24 protein-coding genes are annotated in these 20,360 nt (G+C 38.0%); 16 read left to right on the top strand and 8 right to left on the bottom strand.

What is annotated here, in order from left to right; all coding sequences use genetic code 11:
• Positions 1-145 precede the first annotated feature (145 nt).
• Together ERX29_RS10465 and ERX29_RS10460 are read right to left on the bottom strand one after the other, a co-directional pair.
• The gene (locus ERX29_RS10465) at positions 146-673 is read right to left on the bottom strand and encodes an AAA family ATPase (protein WP_165981140.1); all 528 of its coding nucleotides are present in this window, start codon (positions 671-673) and stop codon (positions 146-148) included.
• On the bottom strand, positions 663-1,232 hold the full coding sequence (locus tag ERX29_RS10460; protein ID WP_133444623.1) for a histidine phosphatase family protein: 570 nt from the start codon (positions 1,230-1,232) through the stop codon (positions 663-665). The genes ERX29_RS10465 and ERX29_RS10460 overlap by 11 nt, the downstream gene beginning before the upstream one ends.
• Before the next feature lie 939 nt (positions 1,233-2,171).
• Here ERX29_RS10460 and ERX29_RS10455 point away from each other — a divergent pair.
• From ERX29_RS10455 to ERX29_RS10445, 3 genes are all read left to right on the top strand, one after another.
• Positions 2,172-2,492 carry a nuclear transport factor 2 family protein gene (locus ERX29_RS10455; RefSeq protein WP_133444622.1) on the top strand — a complete coding sequence of 107 codons (321 nt, stop codon included), beginning with the start codon at positions 2,172-2,174 and terminating at the stop codon, positions 2,490-2,492.
• 241 nt (positions 2,493-2,733) lie between these two features.
• Positions 2,734-3,009 carry an AbrB/MazE/SpoVT family DNA-binding domain-containing protein gene (locus ERX29_RS10450; RefSeq protein WP_133444621.1) on the top strand — a complete coding sequence of 92 codons (276 nt, stop codon included), beginning with the start codon at positions 2,734-2,736 and terminating at the stop codon, positions 3,007-3,009.
• Complete coding sequence (locus ERX29_RS10445) at positions 3,006-3,395, top strand: type II toxin-antitoxin system death-on-curing family toxin (protein ID WP_133444620.1); 390 nt, start codon at positions 3,006-3,008, stop codon at positions 3,393-3,395. The genes ERX29_RS10450 and ERX29_RS10445 overlap by 4 nt, the downstream gene beginning before the upstream one ends.
• 130 nt (positions 3,396-3,525) lie before the next feature.
• On the opposite strand, the gene ERX29_RS10440 is transcribed toward ERX29_RS10445, so the two are convergent.
• Complete coding sequence (locus ERX29_RS10440) at positions 3,526-4,032, bottom strand: hypothetical protein (protein ID WP_133444619.1); 507 nt, start codon at positions 4,030-4,032, stop codon at positions 3,526-3,528.
• Between the two features lies 1 nt (position 4,033).
• Positions 4,034-4,237 (bottom strand): helix-turn-helix transcriptional regulator, encoded by a 204-nt coding sequence (locus tag ERX29_RS10435; protein ID WP_133444618.1) that lies wholly within the window; start codon positions 4,235-4,237, stop codon positions 4,034-4,036.
• Positions 4,238-4,442: 205 nt separating this feature from the next.
• Here ERX29_RS10435 and ERX29_RS10430 point away from each other — a divergent pair, with 205 nt between their 5' ends.
• Entirely contained in the window at positions 4,443-4,931 is a 489-nt protein-coding gene (locus ERX29_RS10430) for a hypothetical protein (RefSeq protein ID WP_165981138.1), read from the top strand.
• 42 nt (positions 4,932-4,973) lie between these two features.
• Here ERX29_RS10430 and ERX29_RS10425 read toward each other — a convergent pair whose 3' ends face one another.
• Positions 4,974-6,329, bottom strand: coding sequence for a YhgE/Pip domain-containing protein (locus ERX29_RS10425; protein WP_133444616.1), 1,356 nt, complete (start codon positions 6,327-6,329; stop codon positions 4,974-4,976).
• Between the two features lie 120 nt (positions 6,330-6,449).
• On the opposite strand from ERX29_RS10425, the gene ERX29_RS10420 reads away from it, so the two are divergent.
• Positions 6,450-7,076, top strand: coding sequence for a TetR/AcrR family transcriptional regulator (locus ERX29_RS10420; protein ID WP_133444615.1), 627 nt, complete (start codon positions 6,450-6,452; stop codon positions 7,074-7,076).
• Between the two features lie 46 nt (positions 7,077-7,122).
• Here ERX29_RS10420 and ERX29_RS10415 read toward each other — a convergent pair whose 3' ends face one another.
• Together ERX29_RS10415 and ERX29_RS10410 are read right to left on the bottom strand one after the other, a co-directional pair.
• Positions 7,123-9,219, bottom strand: coding sequence for a heavy metal translocating P-type ATPase (locus ERX29_RS10415; protein WP_133444614.1), 2,097 nt, complete (start codon positions 9,217-9,219; stop codon positions 7,123-7,125).
• Positions 9,216-9,572 carry an ArsR/SmtB family transcription factor gene (locus ERX29_RS10410; RefSeq protein WP_133444613.1) on the bottom strand — a complete coding sequence of 119 codons (357 nt, stop codon included), beginning with the start codon at positions 9,570-9,572 and terminating at the stop codon, positions 9,216-9,218. Before ERX29_RS10410 ends, ERX29_RS10415 begins: the two co-directional genes overlap by 4 nt.
• A gap of 167 nt (positions 9,573-9,739) precedes the next feature.
• Here ERX29_RS10410 and ERX29_RS10405 point away from each other — a divergent pair, with 167 nt between their 5' ends.
• The 5 genes from ERX29_RS10405 to ERX29_RS10385 all read left to right on the top strand — a co-directional run bounded on the left by ERX29_RS10405 (position 9,740) and on the right by ERX29_RS10385 (position 14,294).
• Positions 9,740-10,408, top strand: a complete 669-nt coding sequence (locus ERX29_RS10405; RefSeq protein ID WP_133444612.1) for a response regulator transcription factor — start codon at positions 9,740-9,742, stop codon at positions 10,406-10,408.
• Complete coding sequence (locus tag ERX29_RS10400; RefSeq protein ID WP_133444611.1) at positions 10,405-11,550, top strand: sensor histidine kinase; 1,146 nt, start codon at positions 10,405-10,407, stop codon at positions 11,548-11,550. The genes ERX29_RS10405 and ERX29_RS10400 overlap by 4 nt, the downstream gene beginning before the upstream one ends.
• 78 nt (positions 11,551-11,628) lie before the next feature.
• The gene (locus tag ERX29_RS10395) at positions 11,629-12,831 is read left to right on the top strand and encodes a COG4705 family protein (protein WP_133444610.1); all 1,203 of its coding nucleotides are present in this window, start codon (positions 11,629-11,631) and stop codon (positions 12,829-12,831) included.
• Positions 12,832-12,905: 74 nt separating this feature from the next.
• On the top strand, positions 12,906-13,622 hold the full coding sequence (locus ERX29_RS10390; RefSeq protein WP_165981137.1) for a phosphatase PAP2 family protein: 717 nt from the start codon (positions 12,906-12,908) through the stop codon (positions 13,620-13,622).
• A 12-nt stretch (positions 13,623-13,634) separates the two neighbouring features.
• A complete protein-coding gene (locus ERX29_RS10385; RefSeq protein WP_133444608.1) occupies positions 13,635-14,294 on the top strand; it encodes a VTT domain-containing protein in 660 nt (219 codons plus the stop codon).
• Positions 14,295-14,344: 50 nt separating this feature from the next.
• Here the strand turns inward: ERX29_RS10385 and ERX29_RS10380 are convergent, their stop codons facing one another.
• The gene (locus ERX29_RS10380) at positions 14,345-15,346 is read right to left on the bottom strand and encodes an amidohydrolase family protein (protein WP_133444607.1); all 1,002 of its coding nucleotides are present in this window, start codon (positions 15,344-15,346) and stop codon (positions 14,345-14,347) included.
• A gap of 137 nt (positions 15,347-15,483) precedes the next feature.
• Here ERX29_RS10380 and ERX29_RS10375 point away from each other — a divergent pair, with 137 nt between their 5' ends.
• From ERX29_RS10375 to ERX29_RS10350, 6 genes are all read left to right on the top strand, one after another.
• Positions 15,484-16,317, top strand: a complete 834-nt coding sequence (locus ERX29_RS10375; RefSeq protein ID WP_133444606.1) for a threonine/serine exporter family protein — start codon at positions 15,484-15,486, stop codon at positions 16,315-16,317.
• Positions 16,253-16,687 (top strand): threonine/serine exporter family protein, encoded by a 435-nt coding sequence (locus ERX29_RS10370; protein ID WP_133444605.1) that lies wholly within the window; start codon positions 16,253-16,255, stop codon positions 16,685-16,687. The genes ERX29_RS10375 and ERX29_RS10370 overlap by 65 nt, the downstream gene beginning before the upstream one ends.
• A gap of 122 nt (positions 16,688-16,809) precedes the next feature.
• Positions 16,810-17,931, top strand: coding sequence for a M20 family metallopeptidase (locus ERX29_RS10365; protein ID WP_243720044.1), 1,122 nt, complete (start codon positions 16,810-16,812; stop codon positions 17,929-17,931).
• A gap of 146 nt (positions 17,932-18,077) precedes the next feature.
• Positions 18,078-18,956 carry an RluA family pseudouridine synthase gene (locus tag ERX29_RS10360; protein ID WP_133444603.1) on the top strand — a complete coding sequence of 293 codons (879 nt, stop codon included), beginning with the start codon at positions 18,078-18,080 and terminating at the stop codon, positions 18,954-18,956.
• Between the two features lie 27 nt (positions 18,957-18,983).
• On the top strand, positions 18,984-19,688 hold the full coding sequence (locus ERX29_RS10355) for a CBS domain-containing protein (protein WP_133444602.1): 705 nt from the start codon (positions 18,984-18,986) through the stop codon (positions 19,686-19,688).
• Between the two features lie 32 nt (positions 19,689-19,720).
• The gene (locus ERX29_RS10350; protein ID WP_133444601.1) at positions 19,721-20,182 is read left to right on the top strand and encodes a GyrI-like domain-containing protein; all 462 of its coding nucleotides are present in this window, start codon (positions 19,721-19,723) and stop codon (positions 20,180-20,182) included.
• Positions 20,183-20,360 lie beyond the last annotated feature (178 nt).

Raw genomic sequence — 20,360 nt, 5'->3', positions numbered from 1 at the left:
AAGAAATGGTCCGCAGGCTTTATTCCCAACTGGTCATTAGTCATGAACCAGCTTCTTCTTCATGAACAGATTAAGGACAGAGTGGTTAAGTATATGGAGTAACTTACACACTTAACTTGACACACCCTAGGAGAACTAATTTAACTTAGTTCTCTATTTTTAACTGTTCAATGATAGAAGAAACCACCACATCAACAGTCTGATCAATAGTCTTTATTGGTTGCCAAATTTCGTTTTGATTAAAAGCTCTAAGGCATCTGTCAATCTGCTGGTAAGGCCATGAACCAATATAATCGCCCCGCGTAATCAATCTGTTTTTAAGAGTTTCTTTGTCTGCAACGAGCAAAAATCGTTTAATAATAGTTTGATCAATATCACGAGTAATCTCATAATAATATTTTTCGTTTGTAATTGTCATGGGTATAATAATGACACCTGAATATTGACTTACAAGCTTATTTAACATCAATCGATTGATCTTACGCCATTCTTGGTAATCTTGAAAATCTGAAAGTTTTAACTCAGAAGGTATGACATGATTAATAAAACTAGCAGCTTGTTCGGGATCAAAGAGATATGAATTAGGAAGAGCTCTTTGCAGTTCTTCGGCTATCGTTGTTTTACCAGCTCCAAAAGCACCGTTAATCCAAATAACTCTTATTTTATTTGTCATTATAATCATCCTGATTAGAATATTGTACATTTCTCAACTCTTTAGTTTCTACGTCATAACTATAGATATCTGGCATTTTCATACTCGACCATTGTTGATAACCAAACTGTTTATCAGTAAGATGATGAAAAAGTATGGCAAATGCTGTTCCATGACCACAGATAATGGTGTTACCTGCTAATTCTTTTTCAATTCGATTATAGGAACTTATTAGACGGTTATAAACATCATTTAATGATTCCCCGTCCTGCCTTTTATAATCAAAGTCTTTCCATTGCTGTTCAGCATATACATTAAAATCATCTATCCAAGAGCCGATTTTTCTCTCGTGAAAATTATCTATTAGATTGATCGGTAAGTCTAAAAAGAATGCTGTGGGCTCAATAGTATGAATGGTTCGTTGATAGGGGCTGCTGTAAATCGCTTGGATGTTTTTATCAGTGAAGAAGTTTTTAATCTTATCTGCATCTTCATGACCTTTGGCGGTTAACGGAGCCGTTTCATCAGTTTTAATCGATACATCTCGCTCAGCATGTCTGACGAAATAAATAATAGACATTGGGTTACCTCGGATTTTTAAATTTGTTTCATGAGAAACATTTATTACACTTTTATTATTAATAGTTCTTCATGGTATAATATCACTAAAGATGATCAGGTTTTTATATTAAAACGCAAGTCAATTTAAGAACAAGAGCCTGTAAATAAAATGGTGAATAGGATTGAGGAATATGTATATCCATAGCAAAACACTTCTGTTTTGGCTGAATATCATCTTTATTTTTTTAATAATATGTTCATTTATAGGATACGCAACAGATTATATTTCTGAAGGGTCTTCAAAACTATATATATTAGGGTTAATTTTTATCTGGTTGGTTTTACGAGAACTAGTAAAACAAGATGATTAGATGAATAATCATAAATATATCTAATAATACTAAGGGCAGCGTGTAAAGATAAAGATAATATTTAATTTTCTTTGATTTGATAAATTGTTTATTCTCATCAAAAATATTTGTATAAGTCATATAAACAAAAAATAGCAGTCCTATTGACATCATTAAAATGGTTTGGGAAGTAAATGATAAATAATGAGTAATTGATAGGTAGTATATAATGAAAGTTCCGATAAATACAGATGTCTGATAGATAAGATATGCTAAATTTTCAAGCTTCATTGGATAAGCCTCCAGAAATATTAGTACGGATCATTTGATATAAAACGTTATTCTCGAAAGACATGACAGACAATTATAATTATATACTATCTTATTAAAGGAGAGATATTATATGCAGATTATCCAAAATTCTAAAGGTTACGAAATACTAGCAATCATATTCGATCGTAGGATAAGTTTCAAAGATAAAGTTGATAAAATAATCGAGATTTCTTCTAGGAAGAATAGTGACCTTTAAGCCAGTTCATGGAAACTGGTTTTTTTGCTTAAATCAATTAAGATATTTAAAACTTTAGTGAAGGAAAGGTGGCCGTCCTATGATTGACTATGAAATACTGCATCTTAAAAACGAGTATCGGGTAAACGGAGATTATATAAAAGTTCTTCATCCTGATTTTCGAGAAATCGGTGCATCTGGGAGAATGACAACAATGTCTGATTATCATGGCTTGAAGTTGCCACCTAGCGACCTTGAAGTATTGGATTATAAAGTGACTGAATTATCAGAGGGATGTAGACTCTCAACCTATACTTTGGTTGATAAAATGGATGGCAGAAAAACGAATAGGAGTTCTATATGGGTGACTTATGACAACGACTGGAAAATGATATTTCATCAAGGGACTGTGGTTAATTAAATTAATTTTTAACAGGGTATCTGAAATTATAGTTATCGCTTGTTTACTGGTTGGTCATTCGATACCTATAATGAGATATATAAAATCAAAATTGAGCTGTAAAAGCAGAGTGCTACATATGCTGCTTCTACAGTTCTTTTTAAATTGCTTATTAGATAAAAACAGTTTATCTATAAAATAAAGACTTGATGTATTTACGTAAATACATAATAGTGTATAATGTAATAAAGGAGATGATCTCATGTCTAATTATCAATACAAAACTAACAATCAATCAAATCACAGTATTATTAAAGAACAAAAACTTTGGAAGACTGGTAATAGCGTTGTTGTAACTATGCCAAAGGAAGTACTAGAGCATTTTAATGTAAGTACAGGGGACAGTTTGACATTTATCATTAATGAAGACAAAGTAGAAGTCGTAAAGAAAGAATATACAGATCTAGATATACTGAAGCTTGTCGATAGAACAATGGAACGTCATGGAGAAATCATTGAAGGATTAAAAGACAGATGATTATTTATTTGACAGAAAAACAAATAGCAGCGATTAATTACAAATTAATCTTAGAAACATCACCCGCAGAACAAATCGGCGTTAAAGTGCCGGAAGCATTAAATATGACTGTTGAAAGTCCGAAGCAGGAAGTATTCGGTACAGAAGTTTATCCAAATTTATTGCTTAAAGCTGCAAATCTTTATCGCAACATTGTGATGAAACATATCTTCTTTAATGCGAACAAAAGAACCGCATTTACTTGCCTTGAAATTTTTCTGTACATCAATGGTGTGAAAATCAAAGTACCTACTGAAGAAGGTATTGAATTTACTGTTAAAATTGCAGTTGATCATTTGGAAGAAGAAGAAATAGCTGAATGGATAGAAAGACATATCGAAAAATAAAAAGTGATAATTATTAATGCTAATTTAAACATTTACACTAAAGGAATGAACTCAAGATTAGTAAAAGTAAAGCAGCATCTCAGATAACTGAGTTGCTGCTTATTGGTAAATTACAGATATTCACAGCTTCTCACTTTAGAAGTTGCATCGTTTTCAAAAAGTAGATTAAATATGATGAAGCGGCGATAAAAAGAAGTATGCCGAGCACTAGAGGCTTAGTGACATAATTATCTGGCAGCATTATAATAATGCCGACTATGATAGGTAATGCTAAACCGACAAATGAGTATACTGCCTTCAAAGACTGGTAAGTGACAAAGGATAGCCCTTCGTCGTTGTCGTTGAGTTCTGGGAACAGATGCCGTGATAATTTAAAGTCTTTAACCCGACGTTTGATTCTCATATAATAAATTCCCATCGCTATTAACAATAATAGATTTAATAGAATGGCACCGAGCATGATGTAAGAGAAATTAATGCCATACTTCATAAAATCAATATTCACTGAAAATAATGTATCTCCGTCATCAATTTTCCACTCTGAGACTATAGCAACGGGAATGATCAATGTCGCGAGTGCTACGATACTGAAAAATTGAATCAATGGGTAATACAATCTGATTTTATTTTCTTCCATACTACTCATCCTCCAATGTAAATAAGTCTTCAACAGTGCAGTCAAATTCACGGCAAATTTTAAGAACCAATGTAATAGATGGTGAGAACGTACCTTTTTCAATGAACCCGATCGTCTGGCGTGTAACGTTAACGCGGTCTGCAAGTTCAGATTGACTCATGCCTTCCCTTGCTCGAAACTCCTTTAAACGCGATTTTAGTTTCACTTCTTCATCTCCTCAAACAAAATGTACAATATTTTTAACATAATGTAAAGTATTTATAACATCAATGCTAACAATTACTGTAAAATGATAGTTTTTCTTAATATGACAGTTTAAAATAAATTTAATACCTATATTTTAAAGAAAGATATCAAAGGGGGAAGGTAGATGAGTAAAAAGGAATATTACGATAGCATTTATTTTAATTTTGCTGACGATTGCAGGATTTATTATCTATTGGAACATTAGCTATGATTATCCGGGTATGACTGATCAAGAAGCACGTGAAGTTGAGCAATCTCATTTTGCGACAATAGATGAAGCGAAGAGATATTTGATGGAAAAAGTACAAGAAAGTGACGGATCAAATGGTTATACACTTAATCTTTCAAATGATAAAAAACACAAAGATTATGTAGTGATAGTAAGCAATATCGCTGAAGATAAAAATGATGTTCAATTATATACTGTAGCTTCACTGTCTCCTGATAAAGATGGATATAAAGTTAAAATATTAAATAAGAACGTTGAACTGAGCCGACAAGCTATACCGACAACAGATGAGTTCACCATCAATGAAACCGTTTATAGCTACTATATCGGTCCTGAAAAAGACAACCCTTTTGCAGACGATGCCCAGGGTGTCTATAGTCCAGACAACAATTATAGAATAACGTTTAGTTCAGAAGGCTTCTGAATATAAAAAACGACTGAAAGCTTTGCTTTCAGCCGTTTACTTTTATGCAGGTACTTCTGCACGTTTGTTACTGTGTTTACGAACAGCTGCTGCGAGTAATGCAGAAGCTAAGCCGAATGATGCGAATCCAATCATTACAATGACTGGTGTATTTAGTGTTAAATCTTTGTGTAAATAAATCAGTTCCCGTAATCCATCTGCGTAGAAGTTGAACGGGTTCCATGATAAGACGTATTTCTGATAGAAATCGCTCAGCATTTGTTTCGGTAATGTTAACATCTGCATGCTAAAGAATAATAGCAGTACGAATAATGGGATTGCTTTCATACCGAGCCATGCCATGACACCAAGAATCAGCATGATGAATCCAAACATAGAGATAGCGATAAATATCGTTGTCTGAGTAATATCAGGCATATAGAAGTCCAGCACTTGAGTGATAAACCATACACCGAGAATACTTGAAACAACCGCTGCGAGTGCAGCCATTAATGCTTGCATGAATGTTGCTTTCAGACGTTCTCCTTGAGTCACTAAACCTGAAGTCCGGAATGCGAAGAAGAGAAGTACACCTGTAACGAGTGAACCCATCCAGATAGGTGTGAAGAGCAGCATTCCTGCCATACCATTCGCTTGATGATCTTTAATTTTGTTCAATGTGGTATGTTTAACTGTCACAGGATTCATCAGTTTATCCATATCAGTTGCTGAAACTTTGATGTTATTGTCACCGAGTTGAGTGACTGCCTGTTTACTGGTCATCTTATTGATGTTCTCACCCATGCCTGACAGCATGTTATCACTGATTGTAGCAGCCTGGCTGGATGCGCCTTGATTGATGATGACATCTAATTGCCCTTTTTTCACTGTGATAGGTTTCAATAAATCAGCATTTTCTTTTTGCATCTGCTTCATTTTTTTCTGCATGTCTTGAGCGATTTTCTGTGCTTGCTGAGGTGGAATCGCACCACTTGCAACTTTTGCTTTCAGATCAGCTTGTGCTTTTTGTGCCTGTGCTTTCGCTTCAGCTTTTTTTGCTGTTTGAATTTCATGACGCATAGCACTTGTTGCATTTTCTGTAAAATTCGCTGGAATAACGATGGCACTATAGTAATCGTTATTGTCGAACCCTTCCTGCAAATCTTCTCTATTCGATACATCAATGAAATCCACTGTTTCATTTAAGTCTTTGTTGTCTTTGATGTTGTCAGTGAAAGTCTGCCCAATGTTCATATCTTTACCTTGAATATCAAGTCCTTTGTCCATATTGACAATAGCAATCGGTAAATCTTTAGGCTTTGGATTGAATGCCGGGAAGAAGGCGAGAGACATAATCCAGATCAATATAGAACCAGCAATAAGGGGAAGATAGAAAAGCTTGTTTTTAATAATATTCATTGTAACCTCCTAAATAAACACGATGTTGATTAATGACTACCTTGTATATTATAATACGTCTGAAATAGAACACAATAGTCAATACTAACTAAAGCGTTTATTAATAAACATTTTATAACATTGTGTTCATTAAATAAGAAAGAAGATGGAAAGATGGAAGACCGTCGAATCAGAAAGACAAAGGAAAGTGTGAAAACTGCTTATTTAGAATTGATGAGAGAGAAACCATTCAAGGATATTACAGTAAATCAGATTACTGAACGTGCGGATATAAATAGAGGAACATTCTATCTTCACTACCTGGATAAATTTGATTTAAGAGATCAGCTAGAAACAGAAGTGTTGCAGCAGTTAGAACAGTGCTTGTCAGAACGAAAAATGGAAAACCTTCTTGCCGGTACTAAAAATTATTCAATAGAACTGATTGAATTGATTCTGCAGGTCATTATAGATAATAAAGAATTTTTTGAGATACTGTTGATTTATCAAGATATTGGATTGCCTCAGAAGTTCTCCAGAATTATAAGAGATAATATAGAACGACAGCTCGAATTTCCTCAATATCTCGATATTGTTCCTATTAACTATTATTTTGCGTTTATCGTGAATGCACAGACGGGTCTGATTAAAGAATGGGTAAAAAACGGAATGAAAGAATCTAAGTATGATGTTGCATCCTATGCTTATACGTTAGCTTATAAAGGACCATTGAATTTAATGCAAAATTATTTGAAAACACAAGGTTAATATAAAAGATAGCAGCGATGATATGGGTTATATCATCGCTACTCATTTATGATTTATATCCATTTATTTTAATAAGTCTCAAACTATTAAGCGTGACAATCAGAGTGGCGCCTATATCTGAGAAGATGGCGATCCATAACGTTAGCCAGCCAGGTATGACTAGCAGCAAAGCAATCAACTTAATGATTAATGAGAAGGTGATGTTCTGTTTGATAATGGTGAGAGCTTTCTTGCTTAACTTAATGGTATAAGGAAGTTTCTTCAGGTCATCAGACATCAAAGCGATATCTGCTGTTTCAAGTGCTGTATCTGTACCTGAGCCACCCATGGCAATGCCGATATCTGCAGCTGCAAGTGCCGGTGCATCATTCACGCCGTCACCGACCATAGCCACTTTACGGTCTTTCTTAATCTCACGAATAATATTGAGTTTATCTTCCGGCAGCAAATTAGCTTTCACTGCTGTCAGACCTGCGCGCTGGCCGATCGCTTCACCTGTTCGTTGATTATCGCCGGTCAGCATCATTGTATTTAATTTCATATGCTTTAATTCCTGCAGTACATCAACCACTTCAGGACGTAATTCGTCAGCTACGGCAATGATTTGTTCTATAGTTTCACTACCAAATAACATCACTGTTTTTCCTTCAGCCTCAAGCTCTGACACTCGAGGATCAATTTCTTTTCCTAAAGATTCAAAGAGAGAGGGACTGCCGATGTAGTACGTTTGACCATCGATATCTCCGCGTACGCCTTTACCTGTAATGGATTGGAAATGGTGAATCGCTACTGATTGATAATCAAGTTCTTCAGCCTCAGCTTTTTTAATGATAGCTGAAGCCAGTGGATGCTGGGAACCGTTCTCTAATGCTGCAGCTTTAACTAATACACTGCGGTCATTCGGTATTATGTCTGTGACGACAGGAATACCAGCTGTCAGCGTTCCCGTCTTATCAAAGGCAACAGTATCAATATGGCCAGCCTCTTCAAGATGGATGCCTCCTTTAATAAGAACCCCATTGCGGGCGGCATTACCGATTGCCGTGACAATAGCTACAGGAGTTGAGACGACAAGTGCACAAGGACAGCCGATAATCAATACGGCAAGCCCTTGATAAAGCCAGTCGTGCCAATTAGCTTGTAAGAATAGAGGAGGAATGAGCATCACTAAAATCGCGATGATAATAATCGCTGGTGTGTAATATTTTGCGAATTTATCTACAAATGCCTGCGATGGTGCACGTTCAGCCTGAGCTTCTTCCACAAGATGAATGATTTTTGAAATCGTTGTATCTTCGACAAGTTTTGTTACTTTAACTTCAATAAGACCTTCTTCATTCAATGTTCCTGCAAATACTTCGTCATTTACCTGCTTGGTCACCGGGACACTTTCACCTGTAATGGCTGCCTGATTGATGGTCGAAGTACCTTTGATGACCATTCCATCCATCGCTACCTTTTTCCCCGGCTTTACAATCATAATATCCCCAACACGAATCTCTGCAACATCCATGATTTGTTCCGTTGAATCTCTGCGTATCAGAGCTTCAGAAGGTGCCACATCCATCAGCAGATTGATGGATTGACGTGCTTTATCCATAGAATAGCGCTCCAGTGCTTCACTGACAGCGAACAATATCACTACCGTAGCCCCTTCCTGCCATTCTCCAATTAAAGCCGCTCCTATGACAGCAATAGTCATCAATGTATTCATATCGAATTTCAGTCGTAAAAGATTGGTGAAACCGGTAATAAATAATGAATAGCCGCCGATTACTATCGCTGTTAAATAACCGCAAGTTGTGATGATGTGATTTTCCCCGAGCGTATACGAGAGAAGAAAGCTGATAATTACGATGATGGCTGCGGCATAGACAGGATAATTTTCTTTTTTCTTCCAGAAGCTTTCTTTTTCCACTTTCAGCTCCCTGACATCTCTGACTTTTACATTATCAAAAGCTCCAGCTTTCTCCATTTCGGCAATAGTTGCATCGCCTGTTATATAAATTTTCGCAGCAGCATGATTTACTTCAGCATTTTTCACACGTGGAAGCGACTTTAAATTTTCTTCGAAAGTTTTAGCGCAGCTGGAGCAGGATAGATTCTGGATTCTATAGGTCTTTTTTTCAGTAGTTTCACTCATAATGATTCCTCCATATGCGCAATGGTCATCAATATAATTTGTTTGACATGATCATCATCCAGCGAATAATAAACCATTTTACCTTCACGTCGGGACTTTAAAACCCCTTGTTTATATAAAATTCTTAGATGTCTCGAGGCATTGGCAATCGACAATTCTAAAATACATGCAATATCACAAACGCATAACTCTTCAGTTGTGCTTAAAGCGCTGACAATCTTCGAACGATTTTCATCAGCGATTGCCTTTAGAAAGGTTGTCACTTTGGACATAGGTAGACGTGCAAGCTCGGATTTCACAGTTTGAACCTTATCTTCATTGACACATACGATGTCACACGTATCAGCCGTCATCTCATCATCTCCTTATTCAATGAATGAATTGATTGTAGTATAAACAACATTTCAATATCAGTCAATTATATAATTGAATGTAAAAGTATCGTGACCATAGTAAAGCGTCTGAATCGGTGCAAAGTGATATGATAGAGTTAATGAGCCATAGATCATGAGGTGACGTAATGAAAGTACTGCTAGTGGAAGATAATGAAACGTTAGGTGGATTTCTGAGTGATATATTGAGACTGAAGAACTATACAGTTGAATGGCTGCAAGATGGAACGGATATCGAACTGTATTTTGAAGCAAGTGACTATGATATTGTGCTGCTGGACTGGATGCTGCCTTCCGTTTCGGGCGTGGAAATCATCAGAATACTGCGGGACAGAAAGATTGAGGTGCCGATTATTATGCTGACAGCTAAATCTGAACTTGAAGACAAAGTTGAAGGCCTGACGATAGGTGCGGATGATTATTTGACGAAACCATTTGAAATGGATGAACTCGAAGCACGGATGTTAGCAGTCGTTAAACGCTACCAGATGATTCATCATAATCATAAGCAGTTAGGTCACGTCACTTTTGATTTAACGAAACATTTATTCGTAGTCAAGCGTGAGACGCTCGAACTTACCCATAAGGAATATCAGTTGCTGGAACTATTATTTCTCAATCATACTGTGTCACGGGAAATGATTCTTTCAAAAGTCTGGAATAGCGATCAGTTCGTAGGAGATAACAACATTGATGCACTGATAAGACTGCTGAAAAAGAAATTAAACCAATATGACACAGGACTCGCTGTAAAAAGTATCAGAAATATCGGATACAAATTGGAAGTGACTATATGAAGCCTTATGATTTCAGGAAAGTCTTTATTAAATATGTCATTCTATTATCAGCCCTGCTGTTATTTATCTATATAGCAATTATTCTGACCTTTAACTGGCAGGTTAATCAGGAGATTCATGAGTCGTCGACAAAAGAATTAAAGAGTGTACAAAATGCACTCGACAATAAACAGAGCATCAATGAAGGACATCCTTACTTAGTCGTCAGAAACGGACAAATCATCAAAAATCATACCCGTTTTTCTAAGACTCTATTGACAGACCAACTCATAAAGAGGCAGCAACAGTCTTTTATGTGGAATGTTGAAGGGTATAACTTTCAGATCAACAGTGGCAAGCTGCAGGATGGTTCTCGTGTGTATAGTCTGCTTGATATGTCGGATTACGAGGAAACAAAGACGCTGTTATTAAATCTGCTGCTAGTATTGATGGTTCTGACTTTAATATTGAGTCTGGGGGCAGCTTATTATATTGCAGTGAAGCCGATTAGAGCGTACGAGAAGATGCTGGCAGAACACAGGAAATTTATTCAGAATGCGTCACATGAATTAAAGACACCCATTGCTGCGATTTCATTGGGAGTTGATTATGTAAAAGCTCTGGATTCGGCACATCTTTCTGCTGGAAGCAAAGAAGCACTGGAAAAAATAAAGAACGAAGTCAATTATACGCAGCAGTTGATTGTCAAAACATTACACATTGCAGCGGATGAGGATATAAGGCTGATTGATGTAGCTGAAGTGCTGAATGATGTTGTTAAGCAGCAGCAGTCGCTTCAAGGAGCGGACATCACTGCACATTATGAACAGCCGCTGGAATACCGGGCTTCTCCTGTCGTTGTGAAACAGATGGTAACGATATTGATAGATAATGCGGTCAAGCATAATGACAGGGACATCCAGATTAATGTAGCAGCTGAAAAAAATAAAGAAGGATTGCGTATCGAAGTCAGTGATAATGGACGTGGCATCGAAGCACGTCATATCAATCGTATATTTGACCGTTATTACCGCGGGGATACACGTGCTGCAGGTACAGGGATCGGACTGGCACTGCTGAAAGATTTAGTACAGCAGGCTGGTGGCACCATTGAAGTGAAATCTCAGCAGAATAAAAAAACAAGCTTTATCTTAAAAATATAAGATAAAGCTTGTTTTTTCAGTTTCATTTCAGTTTTACTCGTTATATTAAAGCCATCAAATAAAAGGAGTTGATTGGCAATGGAACATAAAGAACAGATGACCGCGGCGAAATTGTTTAACAAGGTCCCTCAAATCACAGTGTTTTTCTGGCTGATTAAAATATTATGTACGACTGTCGGAGAAACATTTGCTGACTTTATTAACTTTAACATCGGACTTGGACTGACTGTTACTACGGTGATTATGGGAATAGCATTAGGTATTGCATTGTTCTTCCAGTTCAAGTCAAAGAAATACGTGCCGGCAGTCTACTGGATCACCGTTGTGTTACTCAGTGTTTTCGGTACGCTTGTCACTGATAACTTGACAGACAATATGGGTGTGCCTCTTGAAGTGAGTACTATCGTCTTTTCACTATTACTAGGACTGACATTCCTCGGCTGGTATTTAATCGAGAAAACATTGTCTATCCATTCAATATATACCCCTAAGAGAGAAGTATTCTACTGGCTGACAATTTTATTCACCTTCGCCTTAGGCACTGCAGTCGGAGATTTATATTCTGAGCAATTAGGTTTCGGCTATTTGAATACAGGAATTGGCGTGCTGGTCATTATTGGACTCGTCTACTTAGCCTACCGAACAATTAACTTGAACAGTATTCTTGCATTCTGGATTGCTTATATATTAACAAGACCTCTCGGTGCATCACTCGGAGATTTATTATCCCAACCGAAAGCAAATGGCGGGTTTGGTTTAGGCACGACTGTAACAAGTGTCGTCTTCCTGGCTGCTATTTTAGGCATCATCATCTATCTGGCTGTTTCCAAAATTGATAACAGCAATGAGCAGGATGTAGCAGAAGCAGTCGTTAAGGGCGAATCCTCCAGACAAGTATTGATGCAGACAATTAGCGTCATTGCGTTGTTCCTTATTGTAGGCATCGGCGGATATCAGTGGCGGATGCATAGCGTCGCGCCGACACAAACAGAAACTTCTCTTACTGGACAGCTTGATAAATTCGTTTCGCTTGAAAATCAGTTGAATCAAGATGCAGCGAAGAAAGATTACAGCGCAGTGAAGAAGGATGCAGATCAATTGGAACATGACTGGGATGCAGATGAACCGAAACTTCGGGCAACGGACAGTAAGGGCTGGACTAAAGTAGATGTCACTATCGACAGTGTCTTATCATCAGCACGTACCTCGCACCCGGATGCAGCAAAAATCAACCAGTCAGTTACATCTTCTGAACAAGTAATCAATAAAGTCAATCAATAATAAAGTGACAGAGAATGGCCGTGATGTATCGGACTTTCTCTGTCTTATTTAATCGTTTCCAAGGAGGATTCATGATGACGGAACCAGGCATGAACAGATGGACAGTTCATTTACTACTTTTTATAACTTTGGCACTATTTATCACGATGACTATAGGACTTGAGCTTCATATACATATATTTCATAGCATCGACTTAATCACCTTTAAGTGGTGGCTCAGTCATTTCGGAGAACCTCAGATGAACTTTAGAAGTGGAATTGTAACAGGGTATTTCACGTTCTTCGCTAAATATTTCGATATTGCAACTGTTGTAGCATTGACCATTTTTACAGCGGCACTCTTTGCCTGGCGCAAGTACTATGCCTTCAGTGTCTGGCTGCTGACAGTGGTTGCAACGGGAGGGTTGATTGGGATTGTATTTAAAGGAATGTTCCACCGTGCACGTCCTTATGACCATCTTTTGTTAGATACAGGTTATTCATTTCCAAGCGGTCATTCCTTATCCAGCAGCTTGTTCTTTATTATTATCCTGTTCGTTATGCTGCCGCACCTTAAAGAAAAATATCAAGTGTATAAACCGGTGATTTACATCGTTTCAACAATATCCTGGTTAAGCATCCTTATTAGCCGTCTGTATTTCCATGCACATTTCCTGACCGATGTTATCGGCGGTGTTGCATTCGGTATATTCTGGGTCATGTTATTTGTCTGGTTATATCAATGGCTGTTTGATCCGGTGATTTCGAAACTCATGCATTCTAATAAGTCATTTCAGATGGTGCAATCTTAAAGGAGGATGACGATGTCATTAATTACACATATCATTGATTTTATGCTGCATATTGATCAATATTTGATCGATATCGTTAAACATTACGGAACGTTAACATATGGTATATTGTTTCTTATGATATTTATGGAAACAGGGTTTGTCGTCACACCTTTTTTGCCGGGAGACTCCTTGCTCTTTGCAGCCGCTGCCCTTGCGCCTCAACATGCTTTAAATATCTGGCTGTTATTCATTGTCTGTACTGCGGGAGCGATTATCGGAGACACAGTCAACTATCATATTGGTAGAGCCGCAGGAACAGGAATCACCCGCAGTCCGAGAGTCGGACGATTCGTTAAAGAAGAGCATATGACAAAAGCAACAGAATTTTTCAATCGATATGGTGGGAAGACCATCATCATGGCACGGTTTATGCCGATGATCAGAACATTCATCCCATTCGTAGCTGGAGCAAGTCATATGAAATATCGTGATTTTATCACTTACAATATCATTGGAGCTGCTGTATGGGTAGCAGTATGTCTATGTTTTGGATTCTTCTTCGGTAATATCAAAATCGTCAAAGATAATTTCGAGATTGTACTGATTCTCATTATCGTCATATCATTATTACCAGCAGTTATCAGCGGTATCAATGCATGGCGTCATAATAGAAATCATAATGTTAAATAAAGAGAGTCGGGAACATTTCTGTTCCAGACTCTCTTTTCGTTAGAAAAATATTATTTCAATTTCAATAAATGTTCAGCATTCTTATAAGTGATTTTTTCGAGTTCAGCTTGAGTCAGTCCAAGTTCACTTAAGAAAGTTCCGAGATTTTCAGGTTTTACATATGGATAATCAGCAGCATAAAGAATACGATCGATACCAATTTCAGCTTTGACTAAGTCAAATTGTGGTTTAGTCAGCATGCCGCTTGGTGTGATGTAAAAGTTATTTTTGAAATAATGGCTGACTGGATGTGCGAGGTGATCAGCTGATAGAATGACATCCATTCGTTCAAAGAAGAACGGTGCGAACTCTCCCCAGTGCCCGATAATAATCTGTAGATTAGGATAACGGTCGAATACGCCGCTCAATAACAGACGAATCGCCTGGATACCCACTTCAACGTGCCAGCCATAGCCGAATGCTGAGAAAGAAGCGGCAGTTTCCTCTGAATAAGCTTCACTCTTATAATAATGCTGGTAAATTTCAGATTGAACGATAGCAGGATGCAGATAAATCGGTACATCTAGTTCTGACGCTGTTTTAAAGAGGATGTCATATTTCTGCTGATCCAAAAAACCATCCGCTGCATGACCTGAAATTAATGCGCCTTTAAAATCGAAGTCTTGAACAGTACGTTTGAATTCAGCAGCAGCTTTTTCGGGTTCATTGATAGGTAATGTTGCAAATCCTAGAAAACGCTCAGGATTTTTAGTAATGTAATCATGTAACTCATCATTGACTTTACGGCATAAATCCACAGAAATCTGGCCCGTAAGTCCTGATGGTGATTTGTTTCCGTATGAAAGGACTTGAATTTTTACATCCTGTTCATCCATAAACTGAATCCGTTTGTCATGATAGATGAGATTATCATCATCGGTGAAACCTTGGGTCTTTTCTAGGGCGCGCATCATGGCATCAAACGGCACACCTTTTGGATCGGGTGCGATTTCCGGCCAGGAATTGTTTACTTCTTCTAACGTAAAATGTTCTTCAAATGTAATACTTTTCATCAGAAACACTCCTTAGATTGTTTACGTTAACCGCATAGGGATAAGCGGATAACTATCCGCATTTTAAATCAAAAAAATAATAAACTCAACTAAAAAGGCAATAGATTAATGACTCAATGAGAAGGAGGGAGAGCAATATGAATGACGATTTAAACGCCTTTGAAGAAAAATTGAAAGATGTCATTATGACAGCTGGTCAAGTGCTGCTGGAGTCGGGAGCTGAGGGGCAGCGTATTGAAGAGACGATGAATGGTCTGGCTCATCACTATGGCTATCATTCCTGTGAAAGTTTCGTCACGAATACCGTCATCAACTTCAGCCTGCATCATCAGACATATCCTCGTATTTCCCGGGTGAAGTCACGTCATACCAATTTACGTAAAATTTCATACATTAACCGAATATCAAGAGAATTAGCATCTAATAGACTGACTATAGACGACGCACATTGCCAGATTACTTCGCTTGACCAGCATATTAGCAATTATAATCTTCTGATTAAAGCAGTTGCGAGTGCGGTGATTGGGTTAAGTTTTTTATACCTCCAGAATGGGTCAATGTCAGATGTTGCGGCGACAATGCTTGCCGCTGCTCTTGGTTACGTCGTCACCCAGGCAGTGTCAAAACATGTTGACGCATTTTTCATTCCTGAGTTTATCGGATCACTATGTATTGCGTTGATTGCTGTCACAGCGAATCAGCTCCATCCGGACAGTCGGCTGACTATCGTTATTATCTCAGCTGTCATGCCGATTGTGCCCGGTGTTTTAATCACTAATGCTATCCAGGATCTACTGGCAGGAAACATGATGATGTTTGTAACAAAAGGTTTGGAGGCAGTAGTGACTTCATTTGCAATTGGAGCAGGAGTGGCCACGATAATATATATCTTTAGGGAGGGTTATGATGGAATGGATTTTAAACTTAGTCTTCAGTTTTGCGGCTTCCTATTTTTTTGCAATTCTCTTTGACTCCCCAAAGCGTGCTTTTTTACCATCGGGTATAGTAGGTACAGCGGGATGGATGACGAGCAAAATACTTATTGATCTCTTTGACTTTCATCAAGTCTACGGATATTTCTTTGGCAGTATGGTGCTGGGTTTAATGTGTCAGTTGATGGCAAGATTAGTTGAAGAGCCTTCAACTTTGTTCATGATTCCAGGTATCATTCCCTTTGTCCCGGGCGGTCTGGCCTACGACGCTACTTTAAAATTGATGCTCAATCGTATCAATGAACCGCTCTCCATAATGTTTCAGATTACATTGCTGTCCGGCGCAATAGCTGCAGGTCTTCTTTTTGCAGATTATTTATTTAAAATCATCAAATGGCGACAGGTGTGAATACCTCAAGGAGCAATAAAGTCACAAAAAGAGGGAAGAGTATCACGATTAACTTAATACATAAGGAGATGATCACTGTGGAGAACTCATTGAGTAGAGAACTTGAAAAACGTGAACAGAAGATGATTGAAATCAGAAGGTATCTGCATGCACATCCGGAATTATCGTTTAAAGAAAAAGAAACACCAAAATATATAGCAGATTTTTATAATGGAAAAGAGGCAGCAGTAGAAACAAATATAGGAGCAAATGGTGTGAAAGTGACTATCGATTCAGGAAAACCCGGCAAAACCATTGCAATTCGTGCAGATTTTGATGCACTGCCTATTGAAGAAGCAACAGGTTTACCGTATGCCTCTAAGAACAAAGGGGTGATGCATGCTTGTGGACATGATGCCCATACCGCCTATATGCTGATTTTAGCAGAGACGTTAATTGAAATGAAAGACAGTTTTAACGGAAAAGTCGTAGTGATTCATCAGCCGGCAGAAGAAGTACCTCCAGGTGGAGCTCAGACGATGATTAAAGACGGTGTACTAGATGGCGTGGATCATGTCTTAGGTGTCCATGTCATGAGTACGATGGCAGCAGGGAAAATATATTACTATTCAGGATTTGTGCAGACTGGCCGTGCGTTTTTCAAGCTGAAAATTAAAGGGAAAGGCGGACATGGTTCTTCTCCTCATATGGCAAACGACTCCATAATTGCTGGCAGTTACTTCGTTACTGCTGTTCAAACGGTAGTCTCAAGAAAATTGAACCCATTTGAGACCGGTGTCGTGACGATTGGGTCATTTGATGGTAAAGGTCCGTTCAATGTCATTAAGGATTCTGTTGAGCTGGAAGGCGATGTACGCGGTTTGACAGAAGAAACAAAAGCAACGATAGAGAAAGAAATCAAACGATTATCAGCTGGACTTGAAAGTATGTTCGGTGTGACATGCGAATTAGATTATAACGATGATTATCCAGCGTTGTATAATAATCCGGAGTTCACGGAGTATGTCGCGAAGACTATTAAAGAACAATCTGATGTACCTGTTGAAAAGAGTGAACCACAACCTCCATCAGAAGACTTCGCCTATTATGCAAAAGAACGCCCAAGCGCCTTTATATATTCAGGAGCGATGCCTGAAGAAGGTGAAGTTTATCCTCATCATCATCCGAAATTTAATATCAGTGAGAAGTCGATGCTGATCGCTGCAAAAGCTGTGGGAACCGTCGTGCTCGATTATTTGAAATAGCTGAACCATAAGAAGTCCGATTATTAATCGGACTTCTTATGGTTCAGTAGGATATCATTAAAGCAACATGAATGTATAACTGGTAGTATAATAGAGATAAATAAATTTAAACAGTCGTTAATCATGAGACTAAAAGGATGTAGACAATGACAAAGAATAATGACAGCTGGCACGTGCACGAACCGCACGAATTACTGAAATTTTTATTTGAAAAGATGACAGATAGAAGTAAGAAATATGTGAGAACTGTATTGTCCCGAGGTCAGGTGTTCGTCAATGGAGAATCGACAAGTCAATATAACACAACTCTGCAGCCGGGTGATACTGTAGAAATACGTACAAGTGCCCCGAATAAGAAGATTAAAATTCCCGGACTGGTTATTCTTCATGAAGATGAACATCTTATTGTGATTAATAAAGAGGCAGGACTGCTATCTATCGCTTCGGATAAAGATAATGAAAAAACGGCATACCGTCTATTGTCTGATTATGTGAAAAATGCCCATCCACAACACAGGATATATGTCGTTCATCGCTTAGACCGTGAAACGTCAGGCGTGATGGTCTATGCAAAAACCAAGTCAGTACAGCAAGTCATGCAGAACAACTGGAAAGGACTTGTCAATGAGCGCACTTACACAGCGCTTGTAGAAGGGCGGGTTAAACAAAGCGGTACAATCACTTCATGGTTGACAGAAGATAGGACATTGACTATGCAGTCCAGTAAAACGCCGAACAATGGTAAAAAAGCAGTGACACACTATGAAGTGCTGAACACTAATCGGACACAGACGTTATTAAAAGTTAATCTTGAAACGGGTCGTAAAAATCAGATACGTATTCATATGAAAGAACTAGGGCATCCCATTGTCGGTGATAAAAAATACGGTGCAGTCACTAATCCGTTCCGACGAATCGGATTACATGCGAGTGTCCTTACGTTTACGCACCCTGTGACGAAGAAATTGATGCGTTTCGAAGCGGAACTACCTAAAGTATTTCAAATGACATTTAAGTCAAAGTAAAAGCTAATATATACAGGAGGGTCTTCAATGGACAACTTTGAACGATTTATTTCTACTTTCAATCAGCTGCATGAAGTGATGAAGAACTATGCGAAGCGCGACGATAATTTTGGCGCGCTGTTCTATCAGCTGAAGGAGAAACATCCTGTCATTAAACAGTATAAAGATGACGTTGATCTTGCAAGACAGTTAAGAAACCTGCTCATTCACGAAAAGAAAGATGCATTTAATATTGCAGAACCGACGACTGAATTTATCGACAAACTTGACATGATACGACTGCAAATTGTGAATCCTGCGACAGTAAGTTTATTCAATAAGGAAGTTATCTGTTTGAATGTCACAGATTCACTGATTAATACACTATCTCTTGTTAAACAGCACCAAGTATCACAATATCCTGTATTTGAAGGTCATCGTTTTCTGGGCATTTTGACTGACAATGGACTGTCAAACTGGCTTGCCTCTGTGGCAGATAAAGAGACGATTAATTTGCAGGAGTACAAAGTGAGTGACATACTACCGAACGATGAGAAAGGTTCATCTTACATTGTTGTTCCAAGCGATATGCCGCTCTATGAAGTTGAGCAAACGATGATCAATGAGATTAATGAAAAGGGACACTCTAAACTTGTCATATTAATTTCAAAAACAGGAAAAGTAGAAAAGCAGGAAGATATTATAGGAATCATTACACCGGGTGATATGCCGAAAATAGTAGAAAGTATATAGACATTCAAATTAAATTATAAAGGAGATTTATCATGGCCTATGAAGTAAAGGCATTTGTCGAGTTGACAGTAATCGGAGAAGCAAGATTTTATGAAAGTATGGAAGAAGCGCAAGAAAACATTCCTAAGTTCTGGGATGAGTTCAATCGTTCGGGAAAGAACAAGCAACTGGAGAAACTAGCAGATGATAAATTCAACGGATTTTTCGGTGTTTGTTTTCCAAAGGGTACTGGCACAGATTATATGATAGCGGTAAGTTCAGAACAGAAAACAGAAGAGTGGGAGGTCAATACGATTCCTGCAGGAAACTATTTAAAGTTTGAAGCAATAGGCCCTGTTCCACGTGAAATTCAAAGAGTGACTAACGAAGCATATGAAGTCATCATACCAGCATCACAGCATGATTTAAGACACGCACCAGAGTTTGAATTCTATCCCGCGGGAAATTTAAAAGCAAAAGATTATGTGACAGAAATCTGGATTCCAGTTGAGTAATTCAATCACTCGAATAAATCTATTGATATGGATATAATTTAAGCTTGAGACGGGATTGTAAAATAAACTGTGTAAGTAGAGGGCGTACGACTCTGCTACGCAGTTTATTTTTTTAGTGATAAAATCGAATTAACTTTTTAAGGAGGTCTATAGATGGCTAAGAAAAGACGTGATCCAA

The organism is Macrococcus lamae, assembly GCF_004359545.1.
In the GTDB taxonomy this organism is placed as follows: domain Bacteria; phylum Bacillota; class Bacilli; order Staphylococcales; family Staphylococcaceae; genus Macrococcus; species Macrococcus lamae.
Note: the sequence above shows the minus strand (reverse complement) of the source record. Positions and strands in the feature narration are given on the sequence as shown.